Annotated in this window: 15 protein-coding genes; 9 read left to right on the top strand and 6 right to left on the bottom strand. The window is 37.8% G+C overall.

All coding sequences use genetic code 11. The features are described 5' to 3' along the window. The first annotated feature begins 34 nt into the window (after positions 1-34). Complete coding sequence (locus ACKWCD_RS02580) at positions 35-808, top strand: OmpA family protein (protein WP_413982363.1); 774 nt, start codon at positions 35-37, stop codon at positions 806-808. Between the two features lie 19 nt (positions 809-827). Here the strand turns inward: ACKWCD_RS02580 and ACKWCD_RS02575 are convergent, their stop codons facing one another. Both ACKWCD_RS02575 and ACKWCD_RS02570 read right to left on the bottom strand, forming a co-directional pair. Further along, on the bottom strand, positions 828-2,513 hold the full coding sequence (locus tag ACKWCD_RS02575; RefSeq protein WP_413982362.1) for a hypothetical protein: 1,686 nt from the start codon (positions 2,511-2,513) through the stop codon (positions 828-830). 144 nt (positions 2,514-2,657) lie between these two features. Beyond that, a complete protein-coding gene (locus tag ACKWCD_RS02570; protein ID WP_413982361.1) occupies positions 2,658-3,734 on the bottom strand; it encodes a hypothetical protein in 1,077 nt (358 codons plus the stop codon). A 201-nt stretch (positions 3,735-3,935) separates the two neighbouring features. On the opposite strand from ACKWCD_RS02570, the gene ACKWCD_RS02565 reads away from it, so the two are divergent. Further along, positions 3,936-4,454, top strand: coding sequence for a DUF7935 family protein (locus ACKWCD_RS02565; protein ID WP_413982360.1), 519 nt, complete (start codon positions 3,936-3,938; stop codon positions 4,452-4,454). 55 nt (positions 4,455-4,509) lie between these two features. Here the strand turns inward: ACKWCD_RS02565 and ACKWCD_RS02560 are convergent, their stop codons facing one another. Next, positions 4,510-5,424 carry a patatin-like phospholipase family protein gene (locus ACKWCD_RS02560; protein ID WP_413982359.1) on the bottom strand — a complete coding sequence of 305 codons (915 nt, stop codon included), beginning with the start codon at positions 5,422-5,424 and terminating at the stop codon, positions 4,510-4,512. Beyond that, positions 5,421-7,508, bottom strand: a complete 2,088-nt coding sequence (locus ACKWCD_RS02555; protein WP_413982358.1) for a M1 family metallopeptidase — start codon at positions 7,506-7,508, stop codon at positions 5,421-5,423. The genes ACKWCD_RS02560 and ACKWCD_RS02555 overlap by 4 nt, the downstream gene beginning before the upstream one ends. A 177-nt stretch (positions 7,509-7,685) precedes the next feature. Here ACKWCD_RS02555 and recG point away from each other — a divergent pair, with 177 nt between their 5' ends. After that, positions 7,686-9,791: an ATP-dependent DNA helicase RecG gene (gene recG, locus ACKWCD_RS02550; RefSeq protein ID WP_413982357.1), complete on the top strand. Its 2,106-nt coding sequence runs from the start codon at positions 7,686-7,688 to the stop codon at positions 9,789-9,791. A gap of 23 nt (positions 9,792-9,814) precedes the next feature. Here recG and ACKWCD_RS02545 read toward each other — a convergent pair whose 3' ends face one another. After that, on the bottom strand, positions 9,815-11,056 hold the full coding sequence (locus ACKWCD_RS02545) for a hypothetical protein (RefSeq protein WP_413982356.1): 1,242 nt from the start codon (positions 11,054-11,056) through the stop codon (positions 9,815-9,817). Positions 11,057-11,344: 288 nt separating this feature from the next. Here ACKWCD_RS02545 and ACKWCD_RS02540 point away from each other — a divergent pair, with 288 nt between their 5' ends. From ACKWCD_RS02540 to leuB, 6 genes are all read left to right on the top strand, one after another. After that, entirely contained in the window at positions 11,345-11,839 is a 495-nt protein-coding gene (locus ACKWCD_RS02540) for a hypothetical protein (RefSeq protein WP_413982355.1), read from the top strand. A 122-nt stretch (positions 11,840-11,961) separates the two neighbouring features. Further along, positions 11,962-13,377 carry a 3-isopropylmalate dehydratase large subunit gene (leuC, locus tag ACKWCD_RS02535; RefSeq protein ID WP_413982354.1) on the top strand — a complete coding sequence of 472 codons (1,416 nt, stop codon included), beginning with the start codon at positions 11,962-11,964 and terminating at the stop codon, positions 13,375-13,377. 47 nt (positions 13,378-13,424) lie between these two features. Beyond that, a complete protein-coding gene (locus tag ACKWCD_RS02530; protein WP_413982353.1) occupies positions 13,425-13,772 on the top strand; it encodes a four helix bundle protein in 348 nt (115 codons plus the stop codon). A gap of 44 nt (positions 13,773-13,816) precedes the next feature. Next, entirely contained in the window at positions 13,817-14,413 is a 597-nt protein-coding gene (leuD, locus tag ACKWCD_RS02525) for a 3-isopropylmalate dehydratase small subunit (protein WP_413982352.1), read from the top strand. A gap of 126 nt (positions 14,414-14,539) precedes the next feature. After that, positions 14,540-16,057, top strand: coding sequence for an alpha-isopropylmalate synthase regulatory domain-containing protein (locus ACKWCD_RS02520; protein WP_413982351.1), 1,518 nt, complete (start codon positions 14,540-14,542; stop codon positions 16,055-16,057). A 198-nt stretch (positions 16,058-16,255) separates the two neighbouring features. Next, a complete protein-coding gene (gene leuB / locus ACKWCD_RS02515; RefSeq protein ID WP_413982350.1) occupies positions 16,256-17,311 on the top strand; it encodes a 3-isopropylmalate dehydrogenase in 1,056 nt (351 codons plus the stop codon). A gap of 177 nt (positions 17,312-17,488) precedes the next feature. On the opposite strand, the gene ACKWCD_RS02510 is transcribed toward leuB, so the two are convergent. Continuing rightward, positions 17,489-18,889: a TPM domain-containing protein gene (locus tag ACKWCD_RS02510; protein WP_413982349.1), complete on the bottom strand. Its 1,401-nt coding sequence runs from the start codon at positions 18,887-18,889 to the stop codon at positions 17,489-17,491. Between the last annotated feature and the right edge of the window lie 23 nt (positions 18,890-18,912).

The following is an 18,912-nucleotide window of genomic DNA, read 5'->3' as shown; positions in this document are numbered from 1 at the left end:
TAACTTTAATTGAACCCCCAAAAGAATTCCGTTTATGAAGAAAATTTTACTTTCCCTTAGTTTAATAATAGCATTCAGTGCCGTAGTTCAAGCTCAAAAAAAGAGTGAATTGATAGCTGAAATCAGCACCTTAAAATCTCAACTTGATTCTGTAAATAACCAAGTCGCAGAAGCACAACGCAAAGAAAAAGCAAGTTTAGCCAAAGCCGAATCTTTTGAAGCTCAAGCTCTTGAGCTTCGCGATGCGAATAAGACCTTAATGAAAAATTTAAATAGTTTTTCACAATTATCAAGTCAAAATTCTACAAACATGAACAAGGCCATGGAGGCCTTAAATGTAAAAGAACGACAATTAAAAGCTATAAATGACGCCATTGCCTCCAATGATTCAACAGCTCTTGTAGTGCTTACAAACGCAAAACAGACCCTTGGAGAAAACGCCAAAATTGGTGTTTCAAATGGTATGGTCATCATTTCTTCAAGTTTAACTTCACTCTTCGAAAGTGATACAGAAGCAACAATTACTCCTGAAGCAGAACCTTGGGTACAAAAAATAGGTCAAATATTAGTTGCGAATCCAAATATGGCCGTTACTATTGAAGGTTTGAGTATGACAGGTAATTTAGACCTTCCTGCTCAACAGGCATCTGCCGTTAGTAGTGCTTTACAACGCCTTGAGATTGCCGCTGATCGCATCACCGCTTTAGGTAAAGATGGAAACTTGAAGGAAGGCGTTGTTATCAAAATCCATCCTAAATTTGATGAATTTTATAAGATGGTAAAAGAGAGTATGAAGAATGGGAGTTAAGACTATCTTTAATGATTTACTACTCCTTGACTTCTCCATCACTAAAATCCTCTGAAAAAGAATTGGATTTTCCAGAAGCATCTGTATTGTAAAATGATACTCTCTTGTATGTATTTTTGTCTTGTGTTAATCTTGATTTAATAAGAGCAAACCAATTCATAACTTCTTCGTATCCATCATACTCGTCATAATCATACGCGTCAACACTTGTAAATTGGAGATTATCTGTATTTCTATAAAAATCTTCATTGATTTCATCTAAGATATTCGTTGGAATAGTCAAACGAGGAGCTGTTTTCTCTTGATCTAACTCTCCAAAAACACGATAGTTCCATGTCATATATTTAACATTATTGTTATCTGAGATATCATTCATAATAAACTTAATCCGATAAAAATCTACTCCTGAATTTTGAGCAGTAATATTTATTGAACTTTCATTTATATCACTAATCAAAGTCCAATTTGGAATACTTGCATTAATTGTATTATCAAAATCTTGTGTAAAATAACCTATTCCATTTTTTTTATAGAAAAGCTGATTTCTGTAGGTATTTAAATCGTTTAATAATGGTAAATCATAGTAATCTGCCATTACATTTTCAGCCTCTTCGGTTTCATAAATTACATGGTTTATGTTAGCCAACAACGCTTCGTTGTTCTCGTATCCAAATCTCCTTAGATTCATAGAGCCGGCATCATGTGGCGGAATAGAAAGCACAAAATTGTCCTCAGCCCGACCAAACTCTTCCTCATTTATTTCAATTATTATATCACCTGTTTGGGGAGAAAATATCTTGTACGTATAATTTTCCTTCTTTCCATCAAAAAAACCTTTAGAATTTAATACTGGTGTTCGAATATAAATGGGAACCGTAGCATCATGTCTGACACCAAATATTGCCATATTACCTCCGCCGCCAGTGGTAAAAACAGTATAATTAGAACCCTCCGACCAATATTTTGCGTATCCATCATCCTCTCCAATAAGATTAATTCGTAATTCAAGTGTATTTGATAAATCAGACCGCCTACTAGGTTCGTATAGGATGGGAAATCTGCTTTCTCCCAAGGGAACCTTATTAGTAGTGACCAATAGATTTTTACTTGTGTGAGTACCGCTAACTGTTGACTTATAATTTGCGATTGAGTAGTAGACTTTGTCACCCACTAGTTTTTCATTAGTATAGACCTTTTTCAACCCAACCTCTGCCCTAAAATTAGTTAATGAATTTCCATCAAGATCATTAAAAAATATCCATTTTTCCGGATTTCGCTCATCTTCATCAATCCCATATTCATAGGTCATTAAAAGGTGTTTAATTTCCAATGTAAATGTTTCAATAGTCTCATTTCCTCCCGCATCTTTTGAAGTAACTGTAAAGTCTGTATCACCTACTGCTATGCCGTAAGGGTTTAAAGAAAATGTAAACTGTTTTTCCGTACTGCTCGCTAGTTCTTCTCCACCAAGCGTTACCATGGTCTCGACAGAAGAATCATCAACAATGCTAATCGAAATTTCAGAAATTTTTTCTATTACGCCCGTTAAACCTACTACTGTAAGTTTAGGTTTCTCTTGATCTTCGATAACCGTTTCCTCAAGAGGGTCATCTGACACTGGGGTTTCGGTTAACTTTTCATCTTCTTTATTACAAGAAGAAATAATAGAAAATACTATAAATATAAAAAGAAATTTTACTTTCATGAGTTTCGCTTTTTGATTAATTCTTCAGAAAAATTGAAGGTGAATAGTCCTAACGAATTGACTTCTAATATAGTACAATAAACTAGAAATTCATGCGCCAAAAGCTACTAGGTACTTAAGTCGCACTGAATAAATTGTGCTCTATTAATTGTTGAAGACATAACTATTCCCTTCTACATCATTAAAGTTTTCTAATTCATCCCAAATAGAATCTACTATTGTTCCATAATTGTCTTGAACAAGTACATGAACAGTATCCGGAACTTGATAATCAGAAGGTGTTTCTACCCCGTACATACCCATATAAGTAATCAAACTTGCCAAAAAGTATAGGGTTGGTCTACCATGAGGGGCATCATCTTCATACAATTCAGAAAATGGAATACCGGATAAATTCGTTTCAGTCAGTAATTTGCTAATAATAGGTCCGATTGGAATCATTTTCACATTCAAGTCAGGTCTCTGGGTTCGAATAGTATCATGATAGTTTAACCACCAGTTATGAAAATCTCCTAAGGTGTAGTCATTGTAGGCTGCAAATTCTGTAGTTGAAGCCGGTACGCCATTATTTAAAAATCCTGCCATGTCCGGCCAATTTTCATAAATGTAAATTGAAGTACCTGGCTCTTGCTGTTCAACCCAATCTAAAATCTCTAAAGTTGCACTAATCGGTGTCGCATTATTAGGATTATCACCATCATATGGCATCGATGCTGATTGATATTGAATAAAATTTCCTGCAGTCAATAAAATGCTATTGAAATTCGCATCGGCAAAAGATTGGACATCTGAATCCCAAGCGCCCTCAGCCCTATCAAAACCCCATTGCGCTATTGGTGGAAGGTTAGCATGTTGTGGTAGGAATCCGTATTGACCAGAAATCGCATAATCAAAGCCCGCCGCTGTCGAAAGCTCTGCCATCCAATGCGGTACTGTAGTTTCATTGCTTGGGGTTGCAATTAGTGGTGGATCATGAACGATTAGGCTATGTCCGAAAATAAAGGTCCTCAGATTTGTTGTTAAAGGATTGCCAGAACTCGAGTTATCAGTATCATTGGTATCTCCGGAGTCATCTGAAGTCTCCTCTGTGGCATCATTTTCGGTGTTATCAACTGCAATTTCGTCGTCAGTATTTAATGCGCTTTCTAATTCACCGTCCGTTGAGCATCCTAATAGAAATAACCAAAAAAAGGTCAAAATAATAAGGGTGTGTGTTTGCATAAGACTAGGATGTTGAACGGGTTATTGTTTTCTAAAAACGTATAATGGAATGGTATCGTATACTCAGAACAATTAGAAATACAAATACCCTAAATGAATTCACTAAGAATAGGCTTATGAACTTAAAATTTCTAGAAAAAGGGATATACTTTTTCAAAAAAATCACCGTTTTAAATCAAGTAACCAACTTCAAAAACCAAAATGACGGGCGATCAAATTTTTCAACTTTTTGCGTATTTACTACCATCAGTTATAACAGGAGCAATAGCTTTTTACTTTTTCAGAATGCATACCAATAATGAAGAAGGCAGAAGAAGATTTTTACTTCACAAAGATTCTCAAGCTAGTACTTTACCAATTAGATTACAGGCTTACGAGCGTATGGCATTGTTTTTAGAGCGTATTTCAATTCCTAGTTTGGTATTACGAGTAAAACCAAATTCTTCTGATAAGACGGCATATGAAAACTTATTAATCAAAAGCATTGAAAATGAATTTGAGCATAATCTTTCGCAACAAATCTATTTGACTGACGAATTATGGAATGTTATTAAAGCAGCAAAAAGTGCTACCATTCAAATGATTCGTAAAGCAGGTATGAGCGAAACCGATTCTGCTGATAAACTTCGCGAAGATGTTTTGACTGAAACGATGGACAAGCAAAATCCTTCAGCTACTGCTTTGGCTTTTGTAAAAAAGGAAATTTCTGAGCTCTGGTAGCTACATTGAGAAAAGCATAAGCTGCAAATTGCAACTGCTAACAGCTTACTAGACGTTATTCATGCTCATTCGGCTGAATAGGATTTGTTTCTTCATTCTTGTTCTTAGCGTATAAATAACCCCGTTTCCACCAACGTGTCATCTTTTCTTTATTGAAAATCAAGGAGTTTGTAGTTAGCACTGTTGGAGTGTAATACAAATTAATAATAGCATCCTTTTGATTCGCTACCAATTTTCCGATACGAATATTGTGGTTTTCTACACGGTCTAAGATGAAGCTTAACATGGTGGTTAATAGCTCAAACGGATTTCGTGAAGGCATACGATTCATATAGTTAATCTCTGTATGCAAAACGACAACATCAACATCTTTTGCGCCCCGTAGAATAGCTTCTTCTATAGGAACAATACTGCCTAATCCACCATCAGCATATTCAGAGCCATTCTTTCGAACCAAACTCATGAAGGGTGTATAATTTGCTGAAATCCAAATCCAGTCACAAAATTCATCGTAGCTATAATCCATAATAGACTTATACTCCACTTGATTTAGTGAAAGATTCGACACTGTCACTACAACATCATTGGGTCCGTCTCTAAGCTCTTGATATTCTTCAATAGTAAGGCTTTCTCGAATTAAATTTCTAAGATTTTCGCTTTCTCCAAAGGTCTTCTTACCCTTTAAAAAATTCTTAACAACATTCCAATGGTTGATCGATATTTCATCAATACCATGTTTCTTCTTAACAATAAAAGGACAACTATTGAAAATTGTATTTTGGTCAACGTTCGAGTAGATTTCTTTGATTTTATCTAATTTACCCAAGGCCAAATGACAAATCAAAAGACTGCCTGTCGACGTACCGACAAATAAGTCATATTTATTGCCTGATTCTTGAATAAGAAACTGCGCTACGCCACCTGCAAAGGCTCCTTTGCTTCCACCACCTGATATGACCAATGCTCTCATTCTTTCTTGAGTTGGGTTTTTAAGTAACCAGATTCTTCAGAATTTAGTTCTAGCGAAAGCTTTTCTAAACGTGTTTTATAATCCGAATCTTTAAGTAATTCTTTCAACAAATCTCTTGCAAATTTTTTGAATTGCCAAGCATGATGCTCAGTAGCTTTTACCAAACTAGTTAAACTCGCATCATTGAGTCCAAAAGCTTCCTTTAGATAAAAAAATGCATTTTGACGTATTTCAAAACCATATTGAGAATTGGTATATGAACTCAGTTCATCGAAATAAACTTTGGTTTTAGGACCATTATAGCTTTCGGAAAGCATGGCTAGGGTTAGCCATAACAGGCGGACATTTTTATTTGGAAGTCCGACAACGTTTTTAGTGGCATCTAAATACTTTCCTCGATCTTCAGGATACGCTTGCCATAAAGCCAAAAGAGCGCCTTCTATTGTAATGTAACTGCTATCTTCTAAAAAAGATTCCAATTTTTCTTTATCCATAAAGCTTGGTAAATCTCTGGGAGACAAAAGTGATTGACGTATGGGAACCGTATCAGATGCAAAAGCTCGCTCATAAATTTCCTCAGGTAGCGAAGTCCTATAACCTAGGATATGCTTTTTTAGATGGATAGAATTGGTTGAATCCCAATAACTTATATAATCAATATCGTCGCTTTGGGCCTTTTGAATTTCTTCTTCCATGGCAAACATCTGATCTAAGGACTTGGAATCTTGTCGCAACTGTTTTTTAGCCACTTCAAATGGAAGCTTTTCGTTCTCTAACCAATTCTTATTAAAAGCAGATAATTCCACTCCGCTTGCGATTTCCATTTCCTTTAAGAAATCAGGAATGGTCACATTCTTGAATTTATACTTGTCCAAATAATTCTGGATTCCCTTTCGAAAAGCAGTATCCCCAATTTGGTTGTGAAGCATGTATAAAGCCCAAGCACCCTTTTCATAAAAAACCAAGCTGCTGGCCTTAGGATCAGTAAGTGCTTGTCCCTCTCCCCTTGCAACCAAATCTTTTAACTGTATAAGAGACTTGTATAATTTCCAATAATAATGGTCATCTCCAAAAACCTTCTTTTCGGCCAATTGGGCATAATACGTAGCAAAACCCTCGTGAAGCCAATGGTGGTGGCCATCTTTTTCGGTGACTAGATTCCCGAACCATTGGTGTGCCAGTTCATGCGCATTGACATTGACATAGTTTTTGTCTACAAAGGCAGTGGAATCGATAACGTAGCCATCAGAAAAAATAGTGGCAGTAGTGTTTTCCATACCCGCATACAGAAAATCACGAACGGGAATTTGTTTGTAATTCTGCCACGGGTAAGGAAAACCTATTTCTTCCTCTATAAAGTCGAAGATTTCCTTTGTGTATCGATATGTCGGTTCTACTTTGAGGCTGTCCTGCGGGTAATAATAGTTTTCTATGGGGATGCCGCTTGTGGATTTTAGTTCTTGTTTTTCGTAATTGCCGATGGCAAAAGCAAGTAAGTAGCTACTCATAGGTTTTTGCATATCAAAGGGAAACATTGGCATATCAAGATGGTCTATTAATTTTGCCGGGGTAGCCATGCCATTTGCAACAACTGATAGATTTTTTTGCGGGAGTCCAAAATTTAAATCAAATTCAATTTTTTCTTCCATATCATCAAAACTGGGCAACCAATGACTTGTATACTTACCTTGACCTTGTGTCCATATTTGTTCATTGCCCAATATTTGATCTTCCCACCCTAAAAAGTAAAGTGTTTGTTTTGGGGTACATAAATAATTTAATTCTAGCAGATGAATTTGACCTTGTTTGAATTTTTTAAAAATGGTAATCCTTTCTTCGTCATACTTAAATGGAATTAAGTCAACATCTAAAAAGATAGATTCAATCATCATATTTTTTGCATCTAAAAATACGGAGTCAACATCCTTTAAAACTTTAAACTGATAGACCACGGTACCATTTACTTTTTTTTGTTTGGGTTCGATATCTATAAAAACATCCCCTTTTATAAAATCAACCTTATCTTGATGTTGAGCGTTTGCTATACATCCGAAGAAAAAAAGAAGAAGAAATAGTTTATTCATATTGATACGCTTGCAAAAGATGGACCAAATTTAGCACTTTAAAAGTCCCCTCCCTAACCCTCCCCAAAGGGAGGGAACAAAACTTAAATTAATAGCGTTTTAAAACTTCCCTCATCTGGAGGGATTGAGGGAGGACTTTTAGTTGCAGTTCAAAACTCGAACCCCTAAATTCGTTTTATGAATGCTAATTTTCTGCAAACTCCCATTACCTATTTAAAAGGTGTCGGCCCCAATCGGGCAGAAACTTTGCAGGGAGAACTAGGTATTCATACGTATCAAGATTTACTCAACCTGTTTCCCAATCGGTATTTGGACAAAACCCAATACTATAAAATAGGGCAATTGCAACGCAGCAGTGCAGACGTGCAAATCATGGGCAAAATCACTCATATCAAAACCGTTGAACAAAAGAAGGGAAAACGTTTGGTAGCCACTTTCGTTGATGAAACAGGTAAAATGGAACTCGTTTGGTTTCGTGGTCAAAAATGGATCCGTGAAAATCTCAAACTCAATGTTCCTTATGTCATTTTCGGAAAGTGCAACTGGTTTAATGGCGTATTTTCGATGCCACATCCTGAAATGGAATTGCTAGAAGAGCACAAAAAGGGACTCAAAGTATTCATGCAACCCATTTATCCTTCCACGGAGAAATTAAGCGCACGAGGCATTACCAATAAGGTGGTCAGTAAAATGATTCAGCAGATTTTTATGGAAACCAAGGGCAACTTTTCAGAAACCCTTTCTGACAGATTGCTGCATGAGCTAAAATTGCTGAATAAAAGTGATTCCCTCTTAAATATTCATTTTCCAAAGAATCAAGAATTATTAGCTAAAGCGCAGTTCCGTTTAAAATTTGAGGAATTGTTTTATATTCAAATGCAGTTGCTCATCAAGAATATGCTGCATAAGCAAAAGATAAAAGGTTTTCCGTTTGACCAAGTGGGCGAATTGTTTAATGAATTCTATGATGAACATCTGCCATTTGAACTTACGGGTGCGCAGAAAAGGGTTATCAAAGAAATCCGCCATGATTTGGGAAGCAATGCGCAAATGAATCGCTTACTTCAGGGCGATGTGGGTTCGGGAAAAACAATCGTAGCGGTTATGACGATGCTTTTAGCAATTGATAATGGTTATCAAGCCTGTTTAATGGCTCCCACTGAAATCCTTGCCAATCAGCATTATGCTGGAATCAAAGAGCTATTGGATAAAATCGGAATTAGTTGTGCTTTACTGACGGGTTCAGTAAAACAATCTGCCAGAAAACCGATTCATGAACAACTGGAAAGCGGAGAACTTAAAATTCTAATTGGAACTCATGCCCTTCTAGAAGACAAAGTAAAATACAAAAACTTAGGGCTCGCCATCATTGATGAACAGCATCGATTTGGCGTGGCCCAACGTTCTAAGCTTTGGCATAAGAATGACTTTCCGCCGCATATTTTGGTAATGACGGCTACTCCAATTCCAAGGACTCTTGCCATGAGTCTGTATGGAGATTTGGACATCTCGGTGATTGATGAACTCCCACCCGGAAGAAAACCTATAAAAACAGTGCATCGCTTTGATTCCAATCGTTTGAAAGTGTTTCAATTTATTCGCGATGAAATCAAAAAGGGACGGCAAATCTATGTGGTGTATCCACTAATACAAGAATCCGAAGCTTTGGATTATAAAGATTTGATGGATGGTTATGAGAGTATTGCTCGAGACTTTCCTCTACCTGATTATCAGATATCCATCGTGCATGGCAAAATGAAACCTGCAGATAAGGATTATGAAATGGAGCGTTTTGTTCGCGGTGAAACGCAAATCATGGTTGCTACTACGGTGATTGAAGTCGGAGTAAACGTCCCAAATGCATCCGTTATGATTATTGAAAGTGCGGAACGCTTTGGATTATCGCAATTGCATCAATTACGAGGTCGTGTAGGTCGTGGGGCTGATCAGAGTTTTTGCATTCTCATGACAAGTCATAAACTTTCTGCGGAAGCAAAAACACGATTAGAAACCATGGTTAGCACCAATGACGGATTTGAAATTGCCGAAGTCGATCTCAGATTACGAGGACCAGGTGACATTATGGGTACCCAACAAAGTGGGGTTTTGAATCTGAAAATTGCCGATATCGTAAAGGACAATGATATTCTAAAAAAGGCGCGCTACCATGCTATTCAACTATTGAAACAAGACCCAAGTTTAGAAAAACCTGAGAATTTGGTTATTCGACATGCATATGCGCAATTGGTGAAGTACAAGAATATTTGGAATTATATTAGCTAACACCTACAGTAGTGATAATTACCCTACTCTACAGGTGCTATCTTTAAAGGCTCATAACCACTAAATTTATTCACTTTAAGAATGTTCAATTCAAAATCAAGAAAAATAACTGCATAGTTTGGGTAATTATTGCTTGATGTTAGTGCTATTATACCCGTATCAAAATCATAGTATGCTTGTAAAATTTCTTGATAACGTGTTTGTTGATCACCAAAATACGCTAATGTAACATCTAGCAGTTCTCTTTCGAGGATTTTCTTGCTTTCTTTTGTTTGAAAATTGTAAAGTACTATTCCACGATCGACCATATTATCTTTAACAACGCTTGTTGCTTTAAAAAATATTTGATCATCCTGCAGTTGAGCATCAACCATATTTGGAGTGCCTAAATCAAAAGAAAAAGCATAATCCTCAGAAAAAGCATTGTTCAAAACATCAAATGTTCGACCGTCCGAGAAATAGACTTTTTCCTGGTTCCAAGCAAAATTTCTATCATCATTGAACAAATCGAACTGTGCTATAATTTCCTTTTTTGTTAAATCAACCACTTTCCATTCATCAACTAAAGAACCATTGTCTTTTTCAATGCTATTTTGATATATGTAAAATTCCCCATTAGATCTAAATCTACCAAAACCGCCTGAAATTCTATCTTCGTCGGGTAAACTCATTAACTCCAGCTCTCCCGTTTGTTGATTATAAATCCTTAAAGAATTATTACTTAGGGTGCCAACCTCTAGATCAAGTGGTCTATGAGAATCAAGAGTTACAATGTGGCTGACAGTTGGAAATGGGTGTAAAAGATAGTCGTAGGCAAATAAAGTTTCATCAGAAACGCCATCAACATTTATAAATTTTTCAATTTCTTTTGATTTGACGTTTATACTATAAACATTTCTTTGCGGCGTCCTCTCCCAAAAGAATAGTATGTTGGCCCTATTATCATAGAAAATAGGAGCTCTAGAGCCAAAAGCATCCCCTAAATTTAAAATATTGTCTATACTTTGAGCCTCTTCACCCTTAGTGTAATCAATTAAAAACTTATCATCAGAATTGACATCTCGCACTAATATCGACACGTCAAAAGGTATTTCAAACATATCACCAATGGGTTCTTCTTCAGGCAGTTCTTCCTCTTCTCCATCTTCTTGTTCTTCTTCAATAATTATTTCGTCAACTTCGCTTTCCGTTTCTGGTTCTACGGTATCTTTTCCGCAGGAGAGACTCAGAGTTAGAATCAAATAAAAAAACAATCTTTTAATCATAGGGAACACTTAAATATGGTGAATAGTAAATTATAGTACTGTTTAGAAACGAAAAAAACCACAATAAATTTTAGGCGCTGGATTTATCGTCTAGACAGTATGTTCTTTTTCTGTTTCAATACTCATTATTAATGATGAAGCACAAGAATATTCGGAAATACATCAGTAAGTTGTTTTAAACTTTTTCGAACCCCCTGAAAACCGTAGGTCAATTTTCCCCATTTACCATCTAAGAATTCGATAGCTTTTCAATGACTTTTACCAGTGTAAAACAATCAATAAGTCAAAATGAAAACTTCATTAATCGCCTTTGTACTTGCCCTAATTTTTAATTCCTATTTTTTTGCTTCTAAAATCGGGATTCCCGCTCCCTTCGGAACTCAAGAAAAGATCATCAAGGTAAGAGAATTACCTGATAACTTTGAATTTCGAATTAGAGACGGAAGCAATTACGATATTGGTAGCCTTTACATGGTAAAACGGTTCTTTTGGTTGGGCTATTCTTATGGAGAACCCAAGTATGTGGGTTATCTCAACAGCCAAAAAAAATATGCTCCCTTTACCTCTGAGGAATTAAAACAGATTGCGGAACGTGCCAAAATACAAATTCCAAAAGCACCCGAAATTTCTTTTTTTGACCGTTACATAAGCAGACTGCTATTATTGTGTATTCTCGGGCTTAGCGGTTTTTATGGGCATAAATTTTACATCCGAAGAAAGAAAATTATTGCTGAAAAAGAACAAGAAGAATTGCCCTCCTGGCCACCTAGTACTTCTCACTAAAATTGAATATTCACCAATACTAGTTAAGGTCATTAGTATTTTGAACATCGTAATTTTCAACCACAATTATTTCCTAAGAATACCTTCTTTCCTTAGATTTGCTAGCTTAGAATTGAAAGATTATGAGTGCAAAAAAGACACTATTTGACAAAGTATGGGATTCTCATGTAGTCCACCAAATTGAAAACGGACCAGATGTACTATTCATCGACCGTCACATGGTTCATGAGGTAACGAGTCCTGTTGCGTTTTTAGGTTTAAAAAACCGTGGTATTGGGGTTCTTCATCCTGAAAAGACCTTTGCGACCGCTGACCATAATACACCAACTATTAATCAACACTTGCCAGTTGAAGACCCTTTATCAGCGAATCAATTAAGAATGCTAGAAGAAAATGCTAATGAGCATGGTATTTCGTATTGGGGATTGGGTCATGAAAAAAACGGAATTGTACATGTTGTTGGTCCTGAATATGGAATTACACTTCCTGGCGCGACTATTGTCTGCGGTGATTCACATACGTCTACTCATGGGGCTTTCGGAGCCATTGCCTTTGGTATTGGTACTTCAGAAGTAGAAATGGTTTTGGCAACACAATGTATCATGCAGCCTAAGCCTAAAAGTATGCGCATCAATATTACTGGGGAATTGCAATTCGGAGTAACCCCTAAAGATGTAGCCCTATTCATTATATCACAATTGACAACTTCTGGTGCTACCGGATATTTCGTAGAATATGCCGGTGACGTTTTCACGAATATGACTATGGAAGGTCGTATGACCGTCTGTAATTTAAGTATCGAAATGGGTGCTAGAGGTGGAATGATTGCTCCTGATGACACTACTTTCCATTATGTAAAAGGACGTGAATTCACTCCTAAAGGAGAAGCTTGGGATACAGCAATGGATTACTGGCAAACCCTATATACAGATGAAGGAGCAGAATTCCATAAAGAATTGACTTTTGATGGTTCGCAAATTGAACCGATGATTACATATGGTACCAACCCAGGTATGGGAATGGGCATTTCCAATGATATTCCATTAGCAGCTGCCGTTCAAGGTGGTGCATCTACATACAAGAAATCATTGCAATACATGAAATTTGATGAAGGGGACTCCATGATCGGAAAGCCTATTGATTTTGTTTTCTTGGGAAGTTGCACCAATGGAAGAATCGAGGATTTCAGAGCTTTTGCGTCCATTGTAAAAGGAAAGCAAAAGGCAGCTAATGTTACTGCTTGGTTGGTACCTGGAAGCCATAAGGTAGAATCAGCCATCAAGGAAGAAGGAATTTTAGATATTCTCACAGAAGCTGGTTTCGAACTAAGAGAACCTGGATGCTCTGCTTGCTTAGCAATGAACGACGATAAAGTCCCTCCAGGAAAATTGGCAGTAAGTACTTCAAACAGAAATTTTGAAGGAAGACAAGGCCCTGGCTCAAGAACTTTGTTGGCGAGTCCACTTGTGGCAGCCGCCGCCGCGGTTACGGGTAAAGTAACAGACCCTAGAGAACTAATGGAAATGGAGACAGCGTAATGGCTATGCGCACATCGCTATTCGCTTTACGCTAAAATTCTTTTTTTATGAGAGATTTCAAAAAATATAAAGTTTGGGAGCAAGGTCATGCAATAACGCTTGATACTTATAAAGAAACTCAAAGCTTTCCAAAAGCCGAGGAATTTGGACTAAAAAGCCAAATGCGCAGAGCTGCTTATTCGATTCCGTCTAACATAGCGGAAGGCTGCGGTAGAGAATCAGATGCTGAATTTAGAAGGTTTTTGATTATCTCGCAAGGTTCGGCAAGTGAACTGGAATATTTCCTGATTCTCGCTAAAGATTTAGGCTATATAGACGATAAGAAATATCAAGAAATGGATAACGAGGTAAATAAAACTAAAAGGAGCCTCAACAATCTTGTAAATAAAATTTAACAACTAGCGCAAAGCGATTAGCGTAGAGCGCAAAGCAAACAAACATGGCATACGATAAATTCACAACCTTAAAATCATCCGCAGTACCACTTCCGATAGAAAATGTGGATACCGATCAAATCATACCAGCACGTTTCTTAAAAGCCACTGAGCGCAAAGGATTTGGCGATAATCTTTTTAGAGATTGGCGCTATAATCAAGACGATACACCAAAAGAGGATTTTGCACTTAACAATCCGAAGTATAGTGGGAAAATTTTAGTGGGTGGAAAAAACTTTGGTTCGGGTTCCTCACGTGAGCATGCCGCTTGGGCGGTTTATGATTACGGATTCCGTGTTGTAATTTCAAGTTTCTTTGCAGATATATTTCGAGGTAACTGTTTGAATATAGGAGTATTACCCGTTCAGGTGAGTCCAGAATTCTTGCAAAAGATTTTTGCTGCGATTGAAGCCAACCCAGATACGGAATTTAAAGTGAGTCTTTCTGAGCAAAAAGTGACCATTTTAGCCACAGGCGAAAGTGAACCTTTTGATATCAATGATTACAAGAAAGGAAACATGACTAATGGCTTTGATGATATTGACTATTTGTTGAATATCAAAGGTAATATTCAGGAGTTTGCTAAAACAAGACCTTTCTAAAAACGTCCCTGCCTGCCGGCAGGCAGGTTTGCGAGGAGCATTTTCGCGACGAAGTAATCTGTTGAAGCATGAAACAAAGATGAAACAGATTGCCACGCTGCGCTCGCAATGACGAACACAACTAAAATGAAAAAACGTTACTTAGAAATCATGGACACCACACTTCGCGACGGCGAACAGACTTCGGGTGTCTCATTTTCTGCTACCGAGAAATTGACCTTGGCTAAACTTTTACTTGATGAGCTAAAAGTTGACCGTATCGAAGTAGCATCCGCTCGTGTTTCAGAAGGAGAACTAGATGCTGTAAAGCAAATTACTTCTTGGGCAAAAACCCAAAAATGCTTAAATCGCATAGAGGTTTTAACTTTTGTAGATGGTGGCGTTTCTTTAGAGTGGATGAAAAAAGCTGGGGCAAAAGTCCAGAATCTATTGACCAAGGGCTCTTTGAACCATTTAACACATCAGCTTAAAAAAACACCTCGTCAGCATTTCAATGCTATTGAGAAAGTAGTAAAACAGGCAAAGCAACAGCGGGTTGAAACCAATGTATATTTAGAAGATTGGAGTAACGGCATGCGAAATTCTAAGGAATATGTTTTTGAATACCTAGATTTTCTAGCTACGCAGCCTATCAAACGAGTTTTGCTTCCAGATACTCTTGGAGTTATTACTTATGCCGAAACTTTTGATTTCCTCTCGGAGATTATTGAGCGCTACCCGAAGATTCATTTTGATTTTCATGGACATAACGACTACGATTTAGGAGTCGCAAATATCATGGAGGCGGTCAAAGCGGGAGTGAACGGGTTGCACCTTACCGTTAACGGAATGGGTGAACGTGCAGGCAATGCCCCAATGGCAAGTGCTATCGCTGTAATTAATGACTTTTTACCAGAAGTAAAGATCAATGTCAACGAAAAATCACTTTTCAAAGTAAGCAAACTGGTTTCGGCTTTCACAGGTATAAGCATTCCTGCAAACAAACCTATTGTAGGAGATAGTGTATTTACTCAAACTGCTGGAATACATGCAGATGGAGATAGTAAAAACAACCTTTACTTTAGTAATTTAATGCCTGAACGTTTTGGCAGAAAACGTAAATATGCACTCGGAAAGATGTCCGGAAAAGCCAATATTCAAAAGAATTTACAAGAACTCGGACTCACCCTCAACGACGAAGATTTAAAGAAAGTCACAGCCCGAATTATAGAGCTTGGCGATAAGAAAGAACGGGTTACTAAAGACGATTTACCTTATATCATTTCCGATGTATTGGACACAGATTACCAGCAGAAAGTTTTTGTGAAATCCTATGTGCTCACACATGCCAAAGGATTACAACCTTCCACTACTCTTTCCTTAGAAATCAAAGGAAAGCTATACGAAGAGAATGCTTCGGGTGATGGACAGTATGATGCTTTCATGAATGCCTTGCATAAAATATATAAATCCCGAAAGCTAGAATTGCCACAATTGGTGGACTATGCCGTACGTATCCCTCCAGGAAGTAATTCAGACGCCCTTTGCGAAACCATTATTACATGGGAGTCGGCCGATGGAAAAGAATTCGTCTCAAGAGGATTGGATTCGGATCAAACGGTAAGCGCGATTAAAGCGACGGAGAAGATGTTGAATATAATTTAAGCGCTTTTGCGCTTTTTGCTATACGCCAAACGCTGTGCGCTACACGCTTGAATAGTGGGTTAAATGAGAAACTAAATGACAAAGTCGACAAAGTAAGAAGAAGCATAAATAGTTTAATAAACAAATTATAAATAAGAATATTACAAAAAGCGATTTGCGTATAGCGATAAGCGTACAGCGTTTCGCGCAGCGAAAAATATGAAACTAAACATTGCCCTATTAGCCGGAGACGGTATCGGACCAGAAGTAATTGATCAAGCTGTAAAAGTTTGCGATGCTATATCCAAAAAGTATAATCATGAAATTACCTGGCAGCCCGCCTTAACGGGTGCTGCGGCGATTGATGCTGTGGGAGAACCATATCCGGATTCCACACATGAGGTTTGTGCAAATGCCGATGCGGTTTTGTTCGGTGCTATCGGACATCCGCGTTTTGATAACGATCCGTCTGCGAAAGTGCGTCCGGAGCAGGGGCTATTGAAAATGCGCCAGAAACTAGGTTTGTTCGCCAATGTACGTCCGACCTTTACCTTTCCTTCTTTGATTGATAAATCTCCTTTAAAAAGAGAACGTATTGAAGGAACCGACTTGATTATCCTTCGCGAATTGACCGGTGGTGTTTATTTTGGGGAACGTGGTAGAAAAGATGACGATAATACGGCGTACGATACCATGACCTATGAACGTCATGAAATTCAACGCTTAGCCGAAAAAGGCTTCAAAATGGCGATGAAACGGTCTAAAAAATTATGCTGTGTTGATAAAGCAAACGTCCTAGAATCTTCACGTTTATGGAGAGAAACAGTTCAGGCAATGGAAAAAGACTATCCTGAAGTGGAAGTATCCTACGAGTTCGTTGATGCGGTTGCTATGCGATTGGTGCAATGGCCTAGCGCATACGATGTAATGATAACAGCAAACCTTTTCGGGGATATCCTTACGGATGAAGCTTCCGTAATTTCAGGAAGTATGGGCTTAATGCCTTCTTCCTCCGTAGGAAGCAAAGTTTCATTATATGAGCCAATTCACGGCTCGTATCCGCAAGCAGCTGGAAAAGATATTGCGAACCCTTTAGCGACTGTTTTATCTGCGGCTATGCTTTTTGAGGATATGGATTTAGCAGATGAAGCACAAGCCATTCGCGATGTGGTTAATAAATCATTGGCAGAAGGCATTGTAACTGAAGATTTATCCGAAGGTGAAAAAGCTTATAAAACCTCTGAAGTTGGGGATTGGTTGGCGGCGAATCTCTAAATAACCAATACCGTCTCATCCAAACTAAAATTTCATTCCGAGCTTGTCGAGGAACCGCTTCGACAAGCTCAGCGTGACTATAGTATGCAAATCACGCTAGGTCAAATCAAAAAAAAACTGACAAACCAATTGAAATTTGGAATTTATTTCAATGAATTTGCATTCCAAAGGAATGCTCTACCAACTAACACCTGCTCCCCCGCCTCCAGAACTACCTCCTCCGAAACTTGAAGACGAACTACTGCTGCTTGATGAAGAATATGAACTTGATGAAGATGATGACGAAGTATCCGAATTGGAAATAATGGGAATTACCACAGATTTCTCCGTAGTGAAGTTACAATTACGGCATTCAGAATAATCGATTCGCTCTCCTTCATCATAAAATGTTGGTGGTTTGGCCACGTAAGATTTACTCTTACCGAATGTTTTATATCCGCATTCTTTGCAATTGGAATATTTTCGACCATTCGGCCCATCATATTCCAGAATCATGATATCGCCCTTATCCTCAGTAATCCAAACATCATAACTAATGGACTTCAATTCTTCTTCCAATAATTGTACTTCCTCCAGAAATTCGATTTCATCATAGTTTGTTAGCAACTTCATTGGCTTTCCATTGAGTTTGCTAAAACGCGGTGCTTTACGGTATCTCTCTAAGCGCCTTTTGGCCATCTTGCCAAAGAAAAGCATTGGTAAGGGAAAAAGAAATTGAATACAGCCAAATTTCAATTTATCTAAACGATGGTATTTGTCGTAATAATCGTCCTTGGAAAGCTGAATATCAAAGGCTTGTCCAAAATACCAAAAGCCCATAATCAGGCAAATAGCACCGTATAAAATCAATAGAAAGTGATACCATTTCCATTCAAATTCTTGTTCTTCGTGAACTACACCATAGCCATATACTTCATCAATAGCTTCTGGGTTTTCCAAAAACTCTTTGACTCGAAGCACCACATTTTCAATACCTCCCCCAAAATCTCCTTGCTTGAAGCTAGGTACAATTTCATTTACTCCAATACGATAACAAACAACGTCTGTCAATATCCCTTCAAGTCCATAACCGACTTCGAATTCGGTACGGCGTTGGTCCATTACAGTTAAGATTAGCAGGCCATTATCTGTATCTGCTTTACCTATTTTCCAAGTGTTGAACAAATCTACTGCAAAGCTTTTCGGAACGTCCTTCCCAATACTCGGTAACATGACCACAGCAACTTCTACTGAAGACTTTTGTTCTAGTTCATACAAAAGTTTATTGATGCGCTGCTCAGCTGCAATATCCAAAATATCTTTCGGGTCCGAGATTGAGCCGATGATTCCAACACCTCGGGGACTCGGCACATCAGTCACCGAATAGATTTCTAGATTACTATCATATTCCGGAGCAACGAAGTTCGGATATACAATAGCGCTTTGTTCCCCTTCCTGTCGCTCCAACATCCGTTGATAGGAATTCTCTGTTATAGAATCCAAATTTGGAGTTAGCGTTTGGGTTTGAGCTAAGGAAATCCCGAAAATCCATAACAATCCGAAGAATAAAAACGATTTTAAATCAAGAACTTTCTTCATAATTGGTTGTATGATTGACTAAC

The organism is Maribacter taeanensis (genome assembly GCF_047345145.1).
Taxonomy (GTDB): Bacteria; Bacteroidota; Bacteroidia; order Flavobacteriales; family Flavobacteriaceae; genus Maribacter_C.
Note: the sequence above shows the minus strand (reverse complement) of the source record. Positions and strands in the feature narration are given on the sequence as shown.

Coding starts and splice junctions, on each gene's coding strand:
- ACKWCD_RS02565 (WP_413982360.1), top strand. CDS start 3,936: ATGACGGGCGATCAAATTTTTCAACTTTTTGCGTATTTACTACCATCA.
- leuC (WP_413982354.1), top strand. CDS start 11,962: ATGAGTGCAAAAAAGACACTATTTGACAAAGTATGGGATTCTCATGTA.
- ACKWCD_RS02540 (WP_413982355.1), top strand. CDS start 11,345: ATGAAAACTTCATTAATCGCCTTTGTACTTGCCCTAATTTTTAATTCC.
- ACKWCD_RS02555 (WP_413982358.1), bottom strand. CDS start 7,508: ATGAATAAACTATTTCTTCTTCTTTTTTTCTTCGGATGTATAGCAAAC.
- ACKWCD_RS02530 (WP_413982353.1), top strand. CDS start 13,425: ATGAGAGATTTCAAAAAATATAAAGTTTGGGAGCAAGGTCATGCAATA.
- ACKWCD_RS02575 (WP_413982362.1), bottom strand. CDS start 2,513: ATGAAAGTAAAATTTCTTTTTATATTTATAGTATTTTCTATTATTTCT.
- ACKWCD_RS02510 (WP_413982349.1), bottom strand. CDS start 18,889: ATGAAGAAAGTTCTTGATTTAAAATCGTTTTTATTCTTCGGATTGTTA.
- ACKWCD_RS02560 (WP_413982359.1), bottom strand. CDS start 5,424: ATGAGAGCATTGGTCATATCAGGTGGTGGAAGCAAAGGAGCCTTTGCA.
- leuB (WP_413982350.1), top strand. CDS start 16,256: ATGAAACTAAACATTGCCCTATTAGCCGGAGACGGTATCGGACCAGAA.
- recG (WP_413982357.1), top strand. CDS start 7,686: ATGAATGCTAATTTTCTGCAAACTCCCATTACCTATTTAAAAGGTGTC.
- ACKWCD_RS02570 (WP_413982361.1), bottom strand. CDS start 3,734: ATGCAAACACACACCCTTATTATTTTGACCTTTTTTTGGTTATTTCTA.
- ACKWCD_RS02580 (WP_413982363.1), top strand. CDS start 35: ATGAAGAAAATTTTACTTTCCCTTAGTTTAATAATAGCATTCAGTGCC.
- leuD (WP_413982352.1), top strand. CDS start 13,817: ATGGCATACGATAAATTCACAACCTTAAAATCATCCGCAGTACCACTT.
- ACKWCD_RS02520 (WP_413982351.1), top strand. CDS start 14,540: ATGAAAAAACGTTACTTAGAAATCATGGACACCACACTTCGCGACGGC.
- ACKWCD_RS02545 (WP_413982356.1), bottom strand. CDS start 11,056: ATGATTAAAAGATTGTTTTTTTATTTGATTCTAACTCTGAGTCTCTCC.